17 protein-coding genes are annotated in these 18719 nt (G+C 62.7%); 16 read left to right on the top strand and 1 reads right to left on the bottom strand.

Annotation, left to right across the window (positions count from 1 at the left end; all coding sequences use genetic code 11):
- Positions 1-222: 222 nt before the first annotated feature.
- The 14 genes from Q6A47_RS09300 (at position 223) to Q6A47_RS09235 (ending at position 16080) form a co-directional block, all read left to right on the top strand.
- Positions 223-1200, top strand: coding sequence for a hydroxyacid dehydrogenase (locus Q6A47_RS09300; RefSeq protein WP_304484102.1), 978 nt, complete (start codon positions 223-225; stop codon positions 1198-1200).
- Between the two features lie 84 nt (positions 1201-1284).
- The gene (locus tag Q6A47_RS09295; RefSeq protein ID WP_304484101.1) at positions 1285-2613 is read left to right on the top strand and encodes an MFS transporter; all 1329 of its coding nucleotides are present in this window, start codon (positions 1285-1287) and stop codon (positions 2611-2613) included.
- 85 nt (positions 2614-2698) lie between these two features.
- Complete coding sequence (locus Q6A47_RS09290) at positions 2699-3616, top strand: amidohydrolase family protein (RefSeq protein ID WP_304484100.1); 918 nt, start codon at positions 2699-2701, stop codon at positions 3614-3616.
- Positions 3617-3834: 218 nt separating this feature from the next.
- Positions 3835-4983 carry a UDP-4-amino-4-deoxy-L-arabinose aminotransferase gene (arnB, locus tag Q6A47_RS09285; RefSeq protein WP_304484099.1) on the top strand — a complete coding sequence of 383 codons (1149 nt, stop codon included), beginning with the start codon at positions 3835-3837 and terminating at the stop codon, positions 4981-4983.
- A complete protein-coding gene (locus tag Q6A47_RS09280) occupies positions 4980-5990 on the top strand; it encodes a glycosyltransferase (RefSeq protein ID WP_295481853.1) in 1011 nt (336 codons plus the stop codon). The genes arnB and Q6A47_RS09280 overlap by 4 nt, the downstream gene beginning before the upstream one ends.
- A gap of 4 nt (positions 5991-5994) precedes the next feature.
- Complete coding sequence (gene arnA / locus Q6A47_RS09275; RefSeq protein ID WP_304484098.1) at positions 5995-7983, top strand: bifunctional UDP-4-amino-4-deoxy-L-arabinose formyltransferase/UDP-glucuronic acid oxidase ArnA; 1989 nt, start codon at positions 5995-5997, stop codon at positions 7981-7983.
- On the top strand, positions 7980-8867 hold the full coding sequence (arnD, locus tag Q6A47_RS09270; RefSeq protein ID WP_039578135.1) for a 4-deoxy-4-formamido-L-arabinose-phosphoundecaprenol deformylase: 888 nt from the start codon (positions 7980-7982) through the stop codon (positions 8865-8867). The genes arnA and arnD overlap by 4 nt, the downstream gene beginning before the upstream one ends.
- Complete coding sequence (gene arnT / locus Q6A47_RS09265) at positions 8864-10504, top strand: lipid IV(A) 4-amino-4-deoxy-L-arabinosyltransferase (RefSeq protein ID WP_304484097.1); 1641 nt, start codon at positions 8864-8866, stop codon at positions 10502-10504. The genes arnD and arnT overlap by 4 nt, the downstream gene beginning before the upstream one ends.
- On the top strand, positions 10501-10851 hold the full coding sequence (locus Q6A47_RS09260; RefSeq protein WP_295481846.1) for a DMT family transporter: 351 nt from the start codon (positions 10501-10503) through the stop codon (positions 10849-10851). Before arnT ends, Q6A47_RS09260 begins: the two co-directional genes overlap by 4 nt.
- Positions 10848-11261, top strand: coding sequence for a 4-amino-4-deoxy-L-arabinose-phosphoundecaprenol flippase subunit ArnF (gene arnF, locus Q6A47_RS09255; protein ID WP_116888405.1), 414 nt, complete (start codon positions 10848-10850; stop codon positions 11259-11261). The genes Q6A47_RS09260 and arnF overlap by 4 nt, the downstream gene beginning before the upstream one ends.
- The gene (locus tag Q6A47_RS09250) at positions 11258-12646 is read left to right on the top strand and encodes a UDP-glucose dehydrogenase family protein (protein WP_029613409.1); all 1389 of its coding nucleotides are present in this window, start codon (positions 11258-11260) and stop codon (positions 12644-12646) included. The genes arnF and Q6A47_RS09250 overlap by 4 nt, the downstream gene beginning before the upstream one ends.
- A gap of 99 nt (positions 12647-12745) precedes the next feature.
- The gene (locus Q6A47_RS09245; protein ID WP_240326847.1) at positions 12746-13486 is read left to right on the top strand and encodes a response regulator transcription factor; all 741 of its coding nucleotides are present in this window, start codon (positions 12746-12748) and stop codon (positions 13484-13486) included.
- Positions 13487-13545: 59 nt separating this feature from the next.
- Complete coding sequence (locus tag Q6A47_RS09240) at positions 13546-13950, top strand: DUF2946 family protein (RefSeq protein ID WP_039578146.1); 405 nt, start codon at positions 13546-13548, stop codon at positions 13948-13950.
- A gap of 75 nt (positions 13951-14025) precedes the next feature.
- On the top strand, positions 14026-16080 hold the full coding sequence (locus tag Q6A47_RS09235) for a TonB-dependent receptor (RefSeq protein ID WP_304484096.1): 2055 nt from the start codon (positions 14026-14028) through the stop codon (positions 16078-16080).
- Positions 16081-16098: 18 nt separating this feature from the next.
- Here Q6A47_RS09235 and Q6A47_RS09230 read toward each other — a convergent pair whose 3' ends face one another.
- Complete coding sequence (locus tag Q6A47_RS09230) at positions 16099-16983, bottom strand: homocysteine S-methyltransferase family protein (RefSeq protein ID WP_304484245.1); 885 nt, start codon at positions 16981-16983, stop codon at positions 16099-16101.
- 118 nt (positions 16984-17101) lie between these two features.
- Between Q6A47_RS09230 and Q6A47_RS09225 the strand changes: the two genes are divergently transcribed.
- Positions 17102-17923: an ABC transporter substrate-binding protein gene (locus Q6A47_RS09225; protein ID WP_029613413.1), complete on the top strand. Its 822-nt coding sequence runs from the start codon at positions 17102-17104 to the stop codon at positions 17921-17923.
- Entirely contained in the window at positions 17920-18717 is a 798-nt protein-coding gene (locus Q6A47_RS09220; protein ID WP_039578153.1) for an amino acid ABC transporter permease, read from the top strand. Before Q6A47_RS09225 ends, Q6A47_RS09220 begins: the two co-directional genes overlap by 4 nt.
- The last annotated feature ends 2 nt before the right edge of the window (positions 18718-18719 follow it).

The raw sequence follows: 18719 nt of genomic DNA, 5'->3' as shown, positions 1-18719 counted from the left end.
GTGACCTACCTCTATTGGAGTTATTCGATTTCATCGGCTCGGACCGACTAGGTTTTTAGAATGTCATTTCATTAGCGGATTATCAATGGATTTTTAGTGTCGATGCAAAGGCTTATTGGCAGTTAGCGCGCACATGGTTGCAACGCCATTTCATTATGATAGTGTTCACCCTTGCCGAACCTGTACGGCTATACCGTCCTCTACAAGAACAAGGTACCGATGATGTCCCGCACCATTCTGCTGACCGGCCCAGAGTTGGCCGAAGAGGCCATGCGCCTGGCCGCCGCCCAAGGCGTCCGAATCATCCCGACCACGCCCTATTTGCCGGCCGAGGAGCTGGAGGCGATCATTCGCGCCGAACAGCCCGACGCCATCGTCGTGCGCCAGGGCAGCCTGACCCGCGCCATGATCGATGCGTCAGCCAACCTCAAAGTGATCGCCAAGCACGGGGTGGGCTACAACTCCATCGACATCCAGGCTGCTGCCGAGCGCGGAATCCCGGTCTCCATCGCGGTGGGTGCCAATGCCCAATCGGTCGCCGAACACGCCTTCGCCCTGATGTTCAGCGTGGCCCGGCAGACCGCCCTGCTCGATGCGCGACTGCGCGACGGGCACTGGGACAAAGCCTCGGCCAATGGCATCGAGCTCAGCGGCAAGACGCTCGGCCTGATAGGCCTGGGTTCGATCGGCAGCATCCTCATGGACCTGGTGGCGCCGCTGCGCATGAAGGTCAAGGTTTACGACCCCTACCTCAAGCAGTTGCCGGCACGCGAGCATGTCGAGCGCGAAGAGGATTTCGATCGCCTGCTGGCCGACAGCGACGTAATCAGCCTGCATTGCCCGCTGACCGAGACCAACCACAACCTTATCGGCGCCGCGCAAATCGAGCGCATGCGTCCCGGCGCCATCCTGATCAACACGGCACGCGGTGAACTGGTCGACACGCCAGCGCTGGTCAGTGCCTTGAGCGAGCGACGCCTCGGCGGCGCAGGCCTGGATACCTTCAACCCTGAACCACCACCGGCCGACAGCCCGCTGTGGGGGCTGCCGACGTTGGTCGCCACGCCGCACGTGGGCGCCAATACCACCGAAGCCCGCGACCGTGTCGGTCTGGTGGCGCTCCAGCAGGTCCTCGACGTCTGGGAGGGCAAGGCACTGGAGCCACGTTGCGTCGTCAACCGGCACCTGTTCGACAGCTGATCATCCATCCCTGGCGCGCGACCGCCCGTGCGGGAGGCGCCAGGGCCAAGCCTCACTCCAGAAAAACAACAATTGGAGAGCACAATGATTTCAGTGACTTCACAGCCCAGTGAGCTCGAGCGCGAGACCATGCGCCGCGTTGCCTGGCGCTTGCTGCCGTTTCTCATCGTCTGCTACCTGATCGCGATCATCGACCGCGGCAACATCGGCATGGCTTCGCTGCAGATGAACCAGGACCTGGAACTGTCCGCCAAGGTCTTCGGTTTCGCCAGCAGCCTGTTCTTCTTCGCCTATTTCCTGGTCGAAGTACCCAGCAACCTGGCCATGCAGCGCTACGGCGCGCGGATCTGGATCGCCCGCATCATGATCACCTGGGGCCTGATCTCCGCCGGTACCGCCTTCGTCCAGGGCGCCAACTCGCTGTACGTGATGCGTTTCCTGCTCGGCGCCGCTGAAGCTGGCTTCTTCCCCGGCGTCCTGCTCTACCTCACCTACTGGTTGCCCTCGGCCTACCGTGCGCGAATGGTGGCGTTGTTCATGGTGGCCATTCCGGCCGCCAACTTCATCGGCTCGCCGCTCTCCGGCCTGCTGCTGAGCCTGGACGGCTGGATGGGCATGCGCGGCTGGCACTGGCTGTTCATTCTCGAAGGCATTCCCGCCGTGCTGCTGGGCATCGCTTGTCTGTTCGTGCTGACCGACCGCCCCGAGCAGGCCAAGTGGCTGAGCGACGAACAACGCGCCTGGCTGACCACACGCCTGGCCGAGGAAGCGGCGAAGAAAACCACCATTGGCCATATTTCGTTGTGGAAGCTGTTGCGCCACAAGGACATCTGGGTGCTGGCGCTGATCTACTCGGGCGCCTCTGCTGCGGGCAGCACCATGAGCGTCTGGGCCCCGCAACTGCTCAAGACCTTTGGCCTGACGTCGATGGAAATCGGCCTGGTCAACGCCATTCCCTACGGCATCGCCTCAGTGCTGATGATCGTCTGGGGTCGCAGCTCCGACCGCACGGGCGAACGTCGCTGGCACACGGCAATGACCATGTTGCTGATCGCGGCTGGCCTGCTGATGACCCTGTTCACCTCGTCGTTACCGGCCACCGTGGTGATGCTGACCATGGTGCTGGTGGGCGCCTACTCGATGAAAGGGCCGTTCTGGGCGCTGGTGTCCGGCTGGCTGTCCTCCTCCACCGCTGCCGCCGGCCTGGCGGCCGTGGGCGCGATGGCCAACCTCATCGGCGGTGGCCTGATGGTGAACGTCTACGGCGCCATCCATGACGCCACCAACAGCTACGCGCTGGCGCTGATGCCACTGGCGGCGCTGTGCACCCTGGCCGGCGTCATGGTGTTGGTGATCGGTCGCAAACGCCAGCTCGAGCAAGCCGAAGCGGCGGCGGCGCTCGGCGCCAAGTAATTCTGCACCGTACGCATCGACGCCCGCCTTCCGTCGAGGAACGTGGGCGTCGTCTTTTCACTACAACAATAAAACGAGGTTTGCGATGTCTCTTACTCGTCGCCATTTTCTGCAGGTGGCCGGCGCCCTTGGCGCTGCCGCTTCCACTGGGGTGTTGGCCAAGGTGCCGTTCAGCCAAGGCGAGGCGCCAGCTCGCCTGGTGCCACCTCAAGGCAGCATCGACTGCCATATGCATTTGTACGACAGCCGTATTCCCGCCGCCGCTGGCGCCACGTTGTTGCCGCCGGACGCTTCGCTGGAGGACTATCGCGAGCTTCAGCAGCGTCTCGGGCTACGTCGCATGGTGATCGTCACCCCTTCGACCTACGGCACGGACAACCGCGTCATGCTCGACGGACTGCTGCGCAGTCGCGGCGATGCGCGAGGGGTCGCGGTGGTGGCCAGCAGCATCACCGATGCCGAGCTTGAACACCTCCATCAGGCCGGCGTTCGCGGTATCCGCTTCAACCTCAGCGTCGGCACCCAGGCCCTGGATGGCATCGAAGCGCTGGCCGCCCGTGTGGACGAACTGGGCTGGAACGTCCAGGTCGCTACCGGGCCGCTGCTGCCGGAGGTGGCACCGCGCCTGGCTAAGCTGCCGAGCAAGCTGGTGATCGATCACCTGGGCCACGTACCGCAGCCAGAGGGCCTGAAATCCACGGCATTCGCCGCGCTCACAGGACTGCTCGACGCTGGGCGCACCTGGGTCAAGCTGTCGGCGCCCTACCTGCGCTCAGCCGTCGGTGCGCCGGGTTATCAGGATGTGGGCATAGTCGTCAGCACGCTGATCGCGCGCTATCCCCAGCACCTGGTGTGGGGCAGCGACTGGCCGCACCCGACGTTGGCGCCAGAGCAGAAGCCGGACGATGCAGCGCTGCTGGACCTGTTGCTGCAATGGGCACCGGATGACCGCGTGCGCACGATGATCCTGCGCGATACGCCCGTGAAGCTGTACGACTTCTAAGAAAGCGTGCCGGCCAACGAGGGCGGGCTGTCAGGGGCCTCTGTTCTTCGGCTCGACCTTGCACCTCACACATCGCCCTTCTGCTAACCCCCTCAGCTTCCGTTCGTTCAGCCTTCGTTCAGACTGCTTGAAGAAAACCTTGATGCGACCTCGCTAGGATCCCGGCGCTTCGAGGAACCAATGGGTTCCTTGCCTTCAAGTCGGCTACCGAGGTCTGCATGACCGAGCATTTTCTACCCTTTTCTCGTCCGAGCATTGGCGAGCAAGAGATTACCGCCGTTGCACAGGTGCTCCGATCAGGCTGGATCACCAGCGGGTCGAAAAATCTGGAGCTCGAACAGCGCTTTGCCGAGTACGTGGGCGGCAAACATGCAGTTGCACTGTCCAGTGCTACCGGCGCATTGCACGTCACGCTGCTGGCGTTGGGGATCGGCCCAGGAGATGAAGTCATCACGCCTTCGCTGACCTGGGTTTCGACAGCCAACATCATTTCACTGATCGGCGCCACGCCGGTGTTCGTGGACGTCGATCGGCACACCCTGATGTGCGATGCACAGCATGTACAGGCCGCCATCACCCCGCGAACGCGGGCAATCATACCCGTTCATTTCGCCGGAGCCGCACTGGACCTGCGACCTCTGCGAGCCCTTGCAGAACAGCACGGCATTGCGCTGATCGAAGACGCTGCCCATGCGGTGGGAACCGAGTATTGCGATGCTCGGATCGGCGCCAGCGGCACCGCCATCTTTTCATTCCACGCCATCAAGAACCTGACCTGCGCCGAAGGCGCCATGCTGGTCACCGACGACCACGCGTTGGCCGATCGCGTGCGGCGCCTGAAATTCCATGGACTGGAAGTTGACGCGTTTGACCGCTCGAGCCAAGGCCGGCGCCCCCAGGCGCAGGTCATCGAGCCAGGCTTCAAGTACAACCTGGCGGACATCAATGCGGCCATGGCGCTGGTTCAGTTGCGACGGTTGGAAGCACTCAATGCCAGGCGCCACGCGCTGGCCGAACAGTACACCGCTCGCCTGGCCGATCTGCCCGTCAAGCCGCTGGCTGTTCCGACCTACCCGATCCGCCACGTCTGGCACCTGTTCATCCTGCGCATCGATGAGCAGGCCTGTGGCCTGACTCGCGACGCGTTCATGGACGCCATGAAGCACCAGGGTATTGGCTGCGGCATCCACTTCATTCCTGCACACCTGCACCCCTACTACCGCCAGGCCTACCCGGATGTTCGACTGCCGGAGAGTGAATGGAATGCTTCGCGGCTGTGCTCGATTCCACTGTTCCCCGACATGCAGAGCCACGACGTTGAACGGGTTGTTTCAGCCATCGAACACTGCCTGGAGCGCCGAGGATGAAGCCGGCATCATTCAAACTCGTCTCGATCGTGATTCCGGTATTCAACGAAGAGGCAAGCCTTCCCCAGTTGTTGAGCAGGACGCTTGCCGCCTGCAGTCGTCTGTCGCAACCGTTCGAACTCATCCTGGTGGATGACGGCAGTCGCGATCGTTCCTCGACGATCATGCAGGAGGCAGCCTCGGTCGAGGGCAGCCCGGTGGTGGCCGTACTGCTGAACCGAAACTATGGCCAGCATGCGGCGATTTTTGCAGGCTTCGAGCAGTCCGCCGGGGATCTGATCATCACCCTGGATGCCGACCTGCAGAATCCACCTGAGGAAATTCCACGGCTGGTCGAGCAAGCCGCCTGTGGCTATGACGTGGTGGGCTCGGTCCGCGCGCGCCGCCAGGACTCAGCATGGCGACGCTGGCCCTCGCGGCTTGTCAATCGAGCGGTCAAGAGCGCCACCGGGGTGGCCATGCACGACTATGGCTGCATGCTGCGCGCCTACCGTCGCCCGATTGTCGACGCCATGCTCAAGTGCCAGGAACGCAGCACCTTCATTCCCGTGCTGGCCAACAGCTTCGCCCGCCACACCTGCGAAATCCGCGTCGCCCATGCCGAGCGTGAGCATGGCGAGTCAAAGTACAGCCCGATGGGCCTGCTCAACCTCATGTTCGATCTGCTCACCTGCATGACCAACATGCCCCTGCGCCTGTTGAGTCTGTGCGGTGCAGCCATGGCCAGTGCTGGCTTCGTGCTGGCCTGCGCGCTGGTGCTGCTGCGCCTGACATTTGGCGCGGCCTGGGCCGGTAACGGTCTGTTCGTGTTGTTCGCCGTGTTGTTCATGTTCAGCGGCGTCCAGTTGCTGGGCATGGGGCTGCTGGGCGAATACCTGGGCCGCCTGTACAGCGACGTCAGGGCGCGCCCGCGATTTCTGATCGAGCACGTTATCAGAGCCTGTCCTGCTTCGCGCCCGGTACCGCCGGAGCCTGCCAATCCGCTTCCTTCTGCCAGGGAATCCTGACGACATGAACGTCAAAACCGTTGTCTTTGCCTATCACGATATCGGTTGCACCGGCATCGAATCACTTCTCGAAGCCGGTTACGATATTTGCGCGGTCTTCACCCACATCGATCAGCCTCAGGAACGGATCTTCTTCGGCTCCGTAGCGCGTCTGTGCGCTGAGCGTGGCATCCCGGTTTACGCCCCCGAAGACGTCAATCATCCCCTGTGGGTGCAGCGCATTCGCGAGCTCGAGCCGGACTTCCTGTTTTCCTTCTATTACCGCCAGCTCTTGGGCGAGTGTATCCTCGCCTGCGCCAAGCGCGGCGCATTCAACCTGCACGGGTCCCTGCTGCCACGCTACCGAGGCAGAGCCCCAGCGAACTGGGCCATCATCAACGGCGAGACGCAGACCGGCGTCACCCTGCACCGAATGGTCGGACGCGCCGATGCCGGGCCGATCCTTGCTCAAGTTCCGGTAGCCATCGCCGAGACCGACACTGGTCTGAGGCTTCAACAGAAACTGCGCGCAGCAACCATTGGCTTGCTGCGCGAAAAGCTACCACTACTGGCGGCCGGTGGCCTTGCAGAGGTGCTGCAGGATGAAACCCAGGCCAGCTACTACGGCCGCCGTACGGCCGCCGATGGCCTGATCGACTGGCAGCACCCGGCCAAACGGCTGTACGACCTGATCCGTGCGCTGACCCATCCCTACCCTGGCGCCTATTGTCAGACCAGTGAGCACAAGTTGTTGATCTGGGACGCCGATGTCATCCCAGGCAACCTCGGTCAGCCGCCTGGCACGGTGCTGTGCGCCGATCCGTTGCGCATCGCCTGCGGGGAAGATTCGCTGGTGGTGCGCCATGCACAGCGCGGCGACCACGGTCTGTATCTCTGCGGTGCGGGCTTGGCCCGTGAGCTGGGCCTTGTGGAGGGAGCGTCGCTGAACGCGGCGCACCCGCCTGCAAAACGCCCGACGCGGGTGCTGATCCTCGGCGTCAATGGCTTCATCGGCAATCACCTGTCCGAGCGACTGTTGAGTGACGGCAACTACGAAATCCATGGCATGGACATTGGCTCGGATGCCATCGAACGGTTGAAGGACAATCCACAGTTCCACTTCGTCGAGGGCGACATCAGCATCCACAGCGAATGGATCGAATACCACGTCAAGAAATGCGACGTCGTACTGCCGCTGGTCGCCATCGCCACCCCCATCGAGTACACCCGCAACCCGTTGCGCGTCTTCGAACTGGACTTCGAAGAAAACCTCAAGATCATCCGCTACTGCGTGAAGTACGGAAAACGCGTGATATTCCCTTCCACTTCGGAAGTCTATGGCATGTGCCAGGATCCGGAGTTCGACGAGGACAGGTCGAACCTGGTCGTAGGCCCCATCAACAAACAGCGCTGGATCTACTCGGTTTCCAAGCAACTGCTGGACCGAGTCATCTGGGCCTACGGGAAGCAAGGTCTGCGTTTTACTTTGTTCCGTCCGTTCAACTGGGTAGGCCCGCGCCTGGATCGCCTGGACTCGGCGCGCATTGGCAGCTCGCGAGCGATCACCCAGCTGATCCTGCACCTGGTGGAAGGCACCCCCATACGCCTGGTCGACGGTGGCGAACAGAAGCGCTGCTTCACCGATGTCGCCGACGGCATCGAAGCGCTGGCGCGCATTATCGACAACGAAGGAAGTTGTTGCGACGGGCAGATCATCAATATAGGCAACCCCGAGAACGAGGCGAGCATCCGCGAGTTGGGCGAAGCCTTGCTGCGTCAGTTCGATGCGCACCCGCTACGCGGCGAGTTCCCGCCCTTTGCCGGGTTTCAGTTGGTGGAGAACCGCACGTTCTACGGCGACGGCTACCAGGATGTCAGCCACCGCAAACCACGCATCGCCAATGCACGACGTTTGCTGCACTGGCAGCCGACCGTCGATCTGGAACAGACCATCGCCAAGACCCTGGACTTTTTCCTCAACGAAGCGCTCCGCGAGCGCGGGAGAGGCCAATGAGTCGGGTGGGATTGCGGATCGATGTGGACACCTTTACCGGCACGCGTGAAGGCGTGCCCGCGCTGCTCGATCTGCTCGACGCCGCTGCGGTCAAGGCCACCTTCTTTTTCAGCGTGGGCCCCGACAACATGGGGCGTCACCTCTGGCGACTGGCCCGCCCGGCATTCCTGCACAAGATGCTGCGCTCGAAGGCCGCCAGCCTTTATGGATGGGACGTGCTCCTGGCCGGCACGGCATGGCCTGGAAAGTCGATAGGCAACAAGTTGGCACCGATCATGCGGCGCGCCCAGGAGGCAGGTCATGAGATCGGCTTGCACGCCTGGGATCACTACGCCTGGCAAGCCCACGCCGGCCGATGGCCGGATCACGTTCTGGTCGATCAGGTGCGTCAGGGCAAGGAATGCCTCGAAGACATCATTGGCCAATCGGTGACCTGTTCGGCAGCACCCGGCTGGCGGGCTGACACCCCTATCCTTTCGGCCAAGCAGGCGCTCGATTTTCGCTACAACAGCGACTGCCGAGGCTGCGGAATCTTCCTGCCGCTACTGTCCGACGAATGCCCAGGCACCCCGCAGATTCCTGTGAGCCTACCGACTTTCGACGAAATGACGAGGCCTGGATTGTCCTTGAACAGCTTCAACGAGCTCATCCTCGATCAACTGACCGCCAGCCGCGATGGCGTCTATACCGTCCATGCCGAAGTGGAAGGCCGGAGCATGGCCAGTGGATTCGAACAACTGCTCAAACGCGCCGCCTGGCGCGGCATCGACTTCAAGCCCCTCGGTACGCTGCTGCCGCAGGATATCCAGAGGCTGCCGATCGCCCCTGTAGTACGCGGGGCGGTGGCGGGCCGCGAAGGCTGGGTGGGGGTTCGTCATACATGAGTCGCGTCCAACAGTGGTCACTGATCGTCCTGATCTTCGTCCTGTTCTATGCCCTGCCGTTAAGCAACCATGGTCTATGGATCCCGGACGAAACGCGCTACGCGCAAATCGGCCAGGAAATACTGCTCAGCGGTGATTGGGTTTCCCCCCATTTCATGGGCCTGCGCTATTTCGAAAAGCCCATAGCCGGTTACTGGATGATCGCCGCAGGGCAAGCCCTGTTCGGCGAGAACCTTGTCGGGGTACGCATCGCATCGCTGCTCGCCACAGCCATGAGCACCCTGCTGATATTCCTGCTGGCCCAGCGCATCTGGCACAACCGGCGTACCAGTTGGCTGGCAGCGGCGTTCTACGCAAGCTTCGGGTTGATTGCCGGGCAGGCCGGTTACAGCAACCTGGACCCTCAGTTCACCTGGTGGGTCAATCTCAGCCTTGCGGCACTGTGGTGCGCGCTTAACGCCTCAACGATCCGACAGCGACTCGGGCTGTGGGTGGTGCTTGGACTGGCCTGCGGCATGGGATTCCTGACCAAAGGGTTCCTCGCTCTGCTGTTGCCGATGCTGATCGCCGTGCCTTACGCCGTTTGTCACAAGTGCTTCAAGCCACTGCTGAAGTTTGGGCCGCTCGCAGTGCTAGTGGCGCTGTTGGTGTGCGCACCCTGGGCGTTGAGCGTGCATGCCAGGGAGGCGGATTACTGGAGCTTCTTCTTCTGGCATGAGCACATTCGACGCTTCGCTGCCGAAGACGCCCAACACCTGCGGCCCTGGTGGTTCTACCTGCCCCTCATGCTCGCCGCCACACTGCCCTGGGCCGGCCTGCTCCCGGTCAGCCTCAAGCACGCGTGGCGCGAGCGCTCATCCGCCGACATGGTCTTCCTGGGGCTCTGGCTGGTGTTACCGTTCCTGTTCTTCAGCCTGAGCCGTGGCAAGCTGCCGACCTACATCATGCCGTGCCTGATGCCCCTGGCACTGATGATGGCCCATGCCATCGACCGGCGCCTGAGCGAGCACGAGGGTGCAGCCCTTCGCTTCAACGGCTGGATCAATCTCGGCATCGCCGTGATTGCCAGCGGCGGCCTGGTCTTCGTGCAGTGGAAACAGCCTGTCTATGTCGATGAACCTCTGGCGTTAAGCCTGATAGTCATCGTCATCGCCGTGTGGGGACTGTGTGGTCTGGTCCAGGCAATCATGCCCATCCGCTTGTGGTATGCCCCGCTGTTGGGTCTTTGGATGCTGATCGCGATCCTGCCAGCGGCGATGCCCGCACGTGTGGTGAACAACAAGACACCTGACACGTTCATTGCCACGCATCTGCCGGAACTGATGAACGTAACGCACCTGGTGAGCAATGACCTGGGCGCCGCCTCGGCGTTGGCGTGGCTTACAAAAAGACCCGATGTCACCCTCTACGGCACCAGAGGTGAACTGAAGTACGGCTTGTCATACCCCGAACACAGTCATCGCAGCGTCGCACCCGACGCCTTTCAGGCGTGGTTGCACGAGACACGAAAAACGGGATCGGTCGCCGTCGTACTGAGAAGCAAGGACGGCTCTGGCCGCCATCTGCCGCAGCTCCCTGGCGGCAGACGGTACGCATCGGGGCACTTGTCGCTCGTCATTCTCGAGCAGACCCCATGATCATCCTGCTGATACTCGCCACCTCGCTGCTGACCTGCTGCGGGCAGATCGCGCAGAAGTTCACGGCTCAATCCTGGGCGGCGCTGGCCAGCGGCACCTCGCGGTGGGCCATTCTGAACTGCCCCTGGCCATGGCTGGCATCGATCAGTCTGGTGCTGGGCCTGGGCTGCTGGTTGGGCGTGCTTCGGCACATGGATGTCGGTGTCGCCTATCCAATGCTGAGCCTGAACTTCGTGCTGGTGGCGCTAGCTGGGCGCTACCTGTTCGGCGAAGTGCTGCCAGGCCGAAATCTGGCAGGCATCGCCCTGATCGCAAGTGGCGTGCTGATGCTGGGGGGGCTGTCATGAGCCCCCGCACAGGTCTGGCCGCTGCCTGGACGAGCGTGCTGCTGGTCAGCGCTGCGCAGCTAGCCATGCACTGGGGCATGACTCGGCTGCCAGCGATTTGCGACTGGGCCTGGGCCACGTGGCCCAGGGGTGCAGTCGCCTGGGTAGCGGGCGGTGTCGTGGCCTACGCGGTTTCACTCGGCTTCTGGCTACGAGCCCTAAGCCAGCTGCCTCTGGGCAGGGCCTACGGCCTGCTTGGCCTGAGCTACGCGCTGGTCTACATCCTGTCGGCCAGCCTGCCCTTTTTCGACACCCATTTCTCGGCCATCAAGACAGTGGGCGTGGGCCTGATAGTGGCCGGCGTATGGCTAATGAATACCTGCGGTGCGAGCCGCGACTGCCCTGTGCAGTGTTGCAAGGAGAGTCAATGAAAATCACGGTCTATGGAAGCGGCTACGTCGGTTTGGTGCAGTCCAGTGTGCTGGCGGAAGTCGGTCATGATGTCGTGTGCATGGACATCGATCAGAACAAGGTGGACGCACTGTCGCGGGGCCTGGCAACGATCTTCGAGCCGGGGCTCGAGACACTGCTGCGCGAGGGTCTGGACAGCGGCCGATTGCAGTTCACCGGCGACTCTCGTCTGGCTGCGGAGCACGGGCATGTGCAATTCATCGCGGTCGGCACGCCCCCGGGGGCAGACGGTGCGGCAGATCTGGGGGCAGTCTTCGCGGTGGCGGATCAGATCAGCCTTCACCGCTCAGCACCGGTCATCATCGTGGAGAAATCCACGGTGCCGGTGGGTACCGGTGATCGCCTGCGCCAGCACATTCGCCGGCGACTCGACGATGCGGGGCGCTCACTGGAGTTCGAAATTGCCTCGAACCCGGAGTTTCTCAAGGAGGGTGCGGCACTGGCTGATTGTCGCCGACCCGACCGGATCGTCATCGGGACCGAGAGCGAAGCGGTGCGTCAGGTGATGCGCGAACTCTATGAGCCATTCAATCGCAACCATGACCGCATGCTGTTCATGACGCTGCGCAGCGCCGAACTGACCAAATACGCAGCTAATGGCATGCTGGCCACCAAGATCAGCTTCATCAACCAACTTGCCGAACTTGCCGAACACGTGGGCGCCGACATTGAGTCGGTGCGTTTGGGCATGGGGGCAGATCCCCGAATTGGCTACCACTTTATCTACCCAGGCTGCGGCTACGGCGGCTCATGCTTTCCCAAGGACATGCGCGCGCTCATCAACAGCGCGCAGCAGGTGCAATGCCCGAGCGACCTGCTGGAGGCTGTGGAAGCGATCAATGGGCGGCAAAAAAGCAAGTTGTTCGAACGCATCAAGAGCTACTTCGGCAGCGATCTCACCGGCAAGGTGTTCGCGCTCTGGGGACTGGCGTTCAAGCCCAACACCGATGACATTCGTGATGCGCCCAGCCGAGTACTCATGGAATCACTGTGGGCCCACGGGGCGCGGGTCAATGCCTACGATCCAGAGGCGATGCTGGAAACCCAACGCGCCTACGGCCACGATGCGCGCCTGTCGTTGATGGGCACGCCTGAGGCGGCGCTGACGGGGGCGGACGCCTTGGTTATCTGCACAGAGTGGCAACAGTTCAAGGCCCCGGATTTCGAGGCAATCAAAGATCGCCTGAACGCACCGGTCATCATCGACGGCAGAAATCTCTTCGATCCCGAGCGGATGCACAGGCACGGTATCACCTACTTCCCCATTGGCCGTGGACGGTCGTGTGCCCCCTCAGATGATGGACGTCTGTCGGACGGAGTGCCGGAGTCGCTTTTGGCCCAGTGATCTGGAGAAAAGTCAGCGGGCGTTGATCGGGCATCTTGCGTAAAACGGCTGATTTCCATGCAGCGCTCGCCCTGTTGTTCACGGTGGACTGAGCGCGGTTTGTCACCCGAGGTGCTTTTGAATCATCGACGAATCCTCATCATTGAAGACCGCTCCGAGGGGGCAGGCGTGCTGGCGACCTATCTGAAAAGGGAAGGTTTCGAAACCACGGTCGTACACGACGGCATTCCAGGCCAAGCCCTATTTCGCCATTTCGATCCAGCGCTGGTCCTGCTGGATATCACCTTGCCAGGAAGAGACATACATCGATTTCTCTTCGAACTGCGTCAAACCTGCCTAACGCCCGTCATCGTCCTCACCGCCGCGGCCGACGTCACGGAAAAAATCGGCGTACTGCGCCAAGGGGCAGACGATTACATTCTCAAACCCTATAACCCAAGAGAGGTTGCGGCGCGCATTCAGACTGTACTGCGCCGTGCTTGGCCAGCGCAGGCGTCGCGAAGCGTCCTCGAATGCGACGGTGTCTGGGTGGACCTCGACGCCCTGGTCGGTGGCGTGCGCACTGCCGACGGAGACTCGGTCCTGCTGAGTCTGACTCGGACCGAACTGGGTGTGCTGACTGCACTGCTTAAAACCCCCTACAAAGCTTTCACCCGCGAAGAGCTGCTGGCGTCGAGCATGCCCGACAGCGATGCCCAGAGCCGCGTGATCGACACGCATGTCCATAATTTGCGGCGCAAGCTCGAAGCCGCAGGGGTCATGCAAGTACCGAGCACGGTCAGGGCCGTGGGCTACCGATTCAGGTCGGTGGCCAAGCTGCGGCAAATGGGCGCGCGCTAAAGCTTTTACAGACTCACCCAGCTGCGGCTTAATAGCGCCGTCCCGCTCAAGGATGGCCAATGCCCACCACGCGTCAAACGCCCCTGCTGCTGCTTGCCTGCCTCGTCGTGCTGTTCAACCTCCTGGCGATGCCGCTCGACCGCGCGCTACGCCCTCCGGCAGTCGATTCATCGTTGCTGCTGGGCAGTTTCTGCAGCCTGCATGGTGTGCAGAACCTGCCCAAGTCGGTGCTGGCGCAACTCAAGCTCGACCAGGCCGAGTTGTCCGATCAGCTCGACAGCACGCCTGCGCCCGGCGATTGCTGCTGCGGCCACGCAGGCCAGGCCGCCTTGGCCTCGACCTATTTCAGACATCTGATCCCGCGCTTCTGGCCCGACGTCCTGCTCCTCAGCCCGGCGCCTGACCGGCCAGTCCCGCGCGAGCAACGACCCGCCCTCACACCGCGCGCCTCTCCCCTGGCTTGAAGACTCGTCCCTAGAGCACCGCGCTGCGCACTGCTGCGCGCGCGCACACGACTGTCCTGCCAGGAACCGCTTTCTATGACTGCGTCACGCCATGCCGCACGCGCCGCCCTGCCCGCGCTTGCCCTCACCTGCACCCTCGCTCCGGCCCCCCAGGCACAAGCCGAGACGATCCCTCCCGCGACTACCCCCCTGACCTTGGGCGCTGTCAGCGTCTCAGGCCGCGAAACCGGCCCACTGTCCAGCGCCGCGCTGATCGGTTCGGTCGATGTGCTGCGCGCCGCCACGCTCGACACCCTGCCCGTTGCCTACGCCTGGGAATTGTTCAGGCGCGCGCCGGGTGTGCTGCTGACCGAATTCAACCAGGGCACCACCTCCGGGAAGCTGTCGATGCGCGGCTTCAATGGCGAGGGGGAAGTCAACGCCGTGAAGTTGCTGATCGATGGCATCCCCAGCAACACCAATGACGGCAACATGCCCTTCATCGATGCGGTGTTCCCGCTCGACATCGACAACATCCAGGTGGTGCGCGGCACCCAGGACCCGCGTTATGGACTGAACAACATCGCCGGCAACGTTTCGATCAACACCCGCACCGGGGGCGACTACAACCAGGCGCGGCTGCGCTATGGCAGTTTCGACACCCGTGAAGTGCAACTGGCCAAAGGCATCGAAGGCACGAACTGGACTCAGAACTACTTCTTCGCCCGCCAACAGGTCGGCGGATACCGGGACCATGCCGACACCGAGCGCTATACGTTTTCTGGCAAATGGTTCTACACCCCGGAGGACGGCCGCTACCGCGCAGGGCTGATTGCACGTCACTACCAGAGCGCCGCCCAGGAGGCCGGTTACCTCAGTGCAGACGACGCCCGCCACGATCCACGCCACAGCAATGCCTTCAATGCGACCGACCAAGGCACGCGGCGCATCAACCAACTGAGCCTGCATCTGGACACCGACCTCACCGACGACCTCGCCTGGTCCACCAAGGTCTACCTCAACACCTTCGACGACCGGCGCTGGACGCAGTATTGGCGCACCAGCGCACAGCAGGAGCGCTACGCGAACGAAACCCAGTATGGCGCCCTCACCTCGCTCACCTGGCGACCCGAGGTTCAGGGCCTGCACGGCTTTGCCCTGGAAGGTGGCAGCGACGTAAACCGCCAGGACAATCGCAGCCAGCGCTATCGCACCCTCGACCGAACCCGCCAGGCCCGTACCCGCGACCAGCAGTTCGATTTCGACACGCTCGGCGCTTATGTGCAGGCCGAGATCGAGCCAGTCGCCTCGCTGAAGGTTGTCCCGGCCTATCGCGTCGACAGGCTCAGTGGCCACTTCGACAACCGCGCCAATGGACAGCAGGCGCCGATCAACGACTACGGCCTGATCCGCCAGCCGAAACTCAGCATCGCCTGGACGCCATGGGACGTGGCAGGCCTGTACGCGAACTGGGGTCGTACCTTCCAGGTCGGCACCGGCGCGGCGGCGTACAAGATCCCGCCAAGCCACCAGGACCTGGCGCCCTCCGTCAACGAAGGCTGGGAGACAGGCATCACCTTCAATCCCACGCGCTGGCTGGACGGTCGCCTGGCTTACTGGCGCCAGGAGGCCAGTGGCGAAGTCAGCCGGCGCCTGAACGATCCCAGTGGCGAGTCCGACAACGTCGGCGAAACCCGGCGCTGGGGCTATGACCTGCAGATGAACCTGCACCCGGACGAGCGCACCGCGTGGTGGCTGGCCTATACCTGGCAGTATTCGCGCATCCTGGAGCCCAGCGCCGCCTTGCCGGCAAGCCGAGGACAGGAGATAGATCATGTCCCCCATCACGTGTGGAATGCCGGAGTCCGCTACCAGGCCTCGCCAGCATTGCAACTGGGCGCCTGGATGAACGGCCAGTCTCGCTATTACCTGGAACGCGAAAACACCCAGGGCCGTTACGGCAGCTTCGTGCTGATGAACCTGAGCGCAAGCTACCGACTGAGCGAGTCGGTCAGGGTCGACCTGCAGTTGAAGAACCTTGCCAACCGCTACTACGCATACGTCTGGTACGACCCCGATGGCGCGCAGGCTTCGCTGCATTCGCCAGGCGACGGGCGCGCGCTGTACGCCGGGGTCACCTTCGACTTCTAAGTCCGCCAGCCGGTCCGGTCAACGCAGGTGCTGGGCGAGCTCGGCGATGTGTTGCGGACCGATGCCGCAGCAGCCGCCGATCATGCTCGCACCGCGCTCACGCCAGTCCTGGGCCCACTTCAGGTAACCCGGCGGGTCCAGGTCGTCGCGCAACTCATCCAGTCCGTCGTTGGCGGTGGCCTCTTTCGGCTGGGGCGGGAAGGCATTGGCATAGGCGCCGATAGCGATGTCGGCTTGACGCGCTTCGATTACCGCACGCGCGGCGTCGATCGCGGCACCGATGACCTCGGGCTGGCTGCAGTTGAACAGCACGGCCGCCACGCCCAGTTCAGCTGCCGCCGCCACCGCCTCGCTCACCGGCTCGCCGGAGCGCAGGCGTGGGATCGGGTCGATCTCTTCGTCCTGGAGGGTAAACGACACCCAGAACGGCTTGCCGTCCTTGGGCAGATGGGCATGGATGGCGCGCACTTCGGCAATGGCGCTTTGCGTCTCGGCCAGCCAAACGTCTACATGTGCAGCCAAGCCCCGAACCAGCGGCGTGAGGACCTCGGCGACGCGCTCAGGCTGGAATAGGTCCGGCCGGTACGAACCGAACAGCGGCGGCAACGACCCGGCCACCTGCACAGGATGCGCACTGGCCCTGGCGGCCTGGCGCGCCAGTTGCCCGGCGATGTCGGCCAGGTGCTGGCCTTCTTCGGCGAACCGCGCCTCACCGATGTGGAACGGCACCACCGCATAGCTGTTGCTCGTGATCACCCGCGCCCCCGCCTCGATGAACGCGGCATGCACGCCGACTACCGCTTCGGGAGCCTCGCTGAGGGCGAGCGCCGACCACTCCGGCTGGCGGAACGGTGCGCCGCTGCGTTGCAACTCCCGTCCCATGCCCCCGTCAAGAATCACCATGTCAAGCTGTTTCATATAACGCCTCTGCAGGTTCTTATGAAGAAAATTCATTATGAACGTCGGATTTATACCTATTAAATATCCGAATTAACTTTCCGCCAACCTTTCAGGTACTTACATGCGTTTTCCTGCCTTGCTCGGCGCGGGCCTCGTGCTGCTCGCCACCGCCACTCACGCGCTTGCCGGCGCCACGCTGGAGCGGGTCGAATCTCGCAAGGAACTGGTCAACGTGCTGATGGAGAGCTACCCGCCGTTTTCTTTCCTGAACGAGCAGAACCAGCTGGATGGTTTCGACGTCGACGTGGCCAAGGCCGTCGCTGAGCGGCTGGGCGTCAAGTTGCGCCTGGAAACGCCGTCGTGGGACGTGATTGCCGCCGGTCGCTGGAGCGGGCGCTACGACATCTGCATCTGCTCCATGACCCCCAGCAAGGCGCGCGCCGAGGTCTTCGACTTCCCCGTCGAGTATTACGCCTCCCCTGCGGTGATCGTGGTCAATGCCCAGGACGACCGTATCCACGGCGCCAAGGACCTGGACGGCCGCAAGGTCGGCCTGACCAGCGCGTCGAGCTATGAAAGCTATCTGAACAAGAACCTGGTGATCGAAGGCGACGAAGGCCGCAAGATCGACTATCCGTTCGACGTCGTCCAGATCGCCCCCTACGACACCGACAACGTCGCCTTCCAGGACCTGGGCCTGGGTGCCGGTGTGCGCCTGGATGCCATTCTCACCAATCTGGTGACTGCCCAGCCGCGATTGAACCAGGACAAGCGCTTCAAACTGGCCGGCGCGCCGCTGTATGAAGAACCGAACGCCGTGGCTATCGAAAAAGGTGATCCCGAATGGGATGCCAAGGTGCGTCAGGTGTTCGCCGAGCTCAAGGCCGACGGCACGCTGACCAAGCTGTCGCAGAAGTGGATCGGTGCCGATATCAGCAAATGAACGGCGAACGTTGCGCTTCAAGACCCTTGCTGGGCTTTCGCACCCGCCTGTACCTGACATGGCTGGCGCTGTTCGTCCTGTTCATCGGCTTTTTCCTGAGCTTCGACCTGAAGTTCTCGATCATTCTGGAGAAGTTTCCCAACCTCGCCGGTTTCAAGCTCGGACCCAATGGCTTTCTACAAGGCGCTGCCCTGACGCTGTTCCTGTGCCTGTGCTCGATGCTGGCCTCGGTACTGTTGGGCTTCGCCGCCGCACTGGCCCGGCTGTCGGGCAGTGCCGTGCTGGTGGGCATCGCCAGTTTCTACACGTCGTTCTTCCGCGGTACACCGCTGTTGATCCAGATCCTGCTGATCTATCTGGGCTTGCCGCAACTGGGGCTGGTGCCCGGCGCCATCAGTGCCGGAATCATCGCCCTGTCGCTGAACTACGGCGCTTATCTGAGCGAAATTTTCCGCGCCGGTATCCTGGGCGTCGCCCGTGGCCAGCGCGAAGCAGCCCTGGCGCTGGGCATGCGCAGCCGGCAGATCTTCAGCCATATCGTTCTGCCCCAGGCCATGCGGGTCATCATTCCGCCGACCGCGAACCAGTTCATTTCCATGCTCAAGGACTCGTCGCTGATCTCGGTGATGGGCGTCTGGGAGGTGATGTTCCTGGCCCAGTCCTATGGCCGCTCGAGTTATCGCTACCTGGAGATGCTCACCACCGCTGCCGTGATCTACTGGGTGCTGTCGATCCTGCTGGAGTTGATCCAGGCGCGACTCGAACGGCATTTCGCCAAGGCGTACCTGCGCTGATC

This window comes from Pseudomonas boreofloridensis (assembly GCF_030580795.1).
Taxonomy (GTDB): domain Bacteria; phylum Pseudomonadota; class Gammaproteobacteria; order Pseudomonadales; family Pseudomonadaceae; genus Aquipseudomonas; species Aquipseudomonas boreofloridensis.
This window is presented reverse-complemented; position numbering and strand designations above follow the sequence as displayed.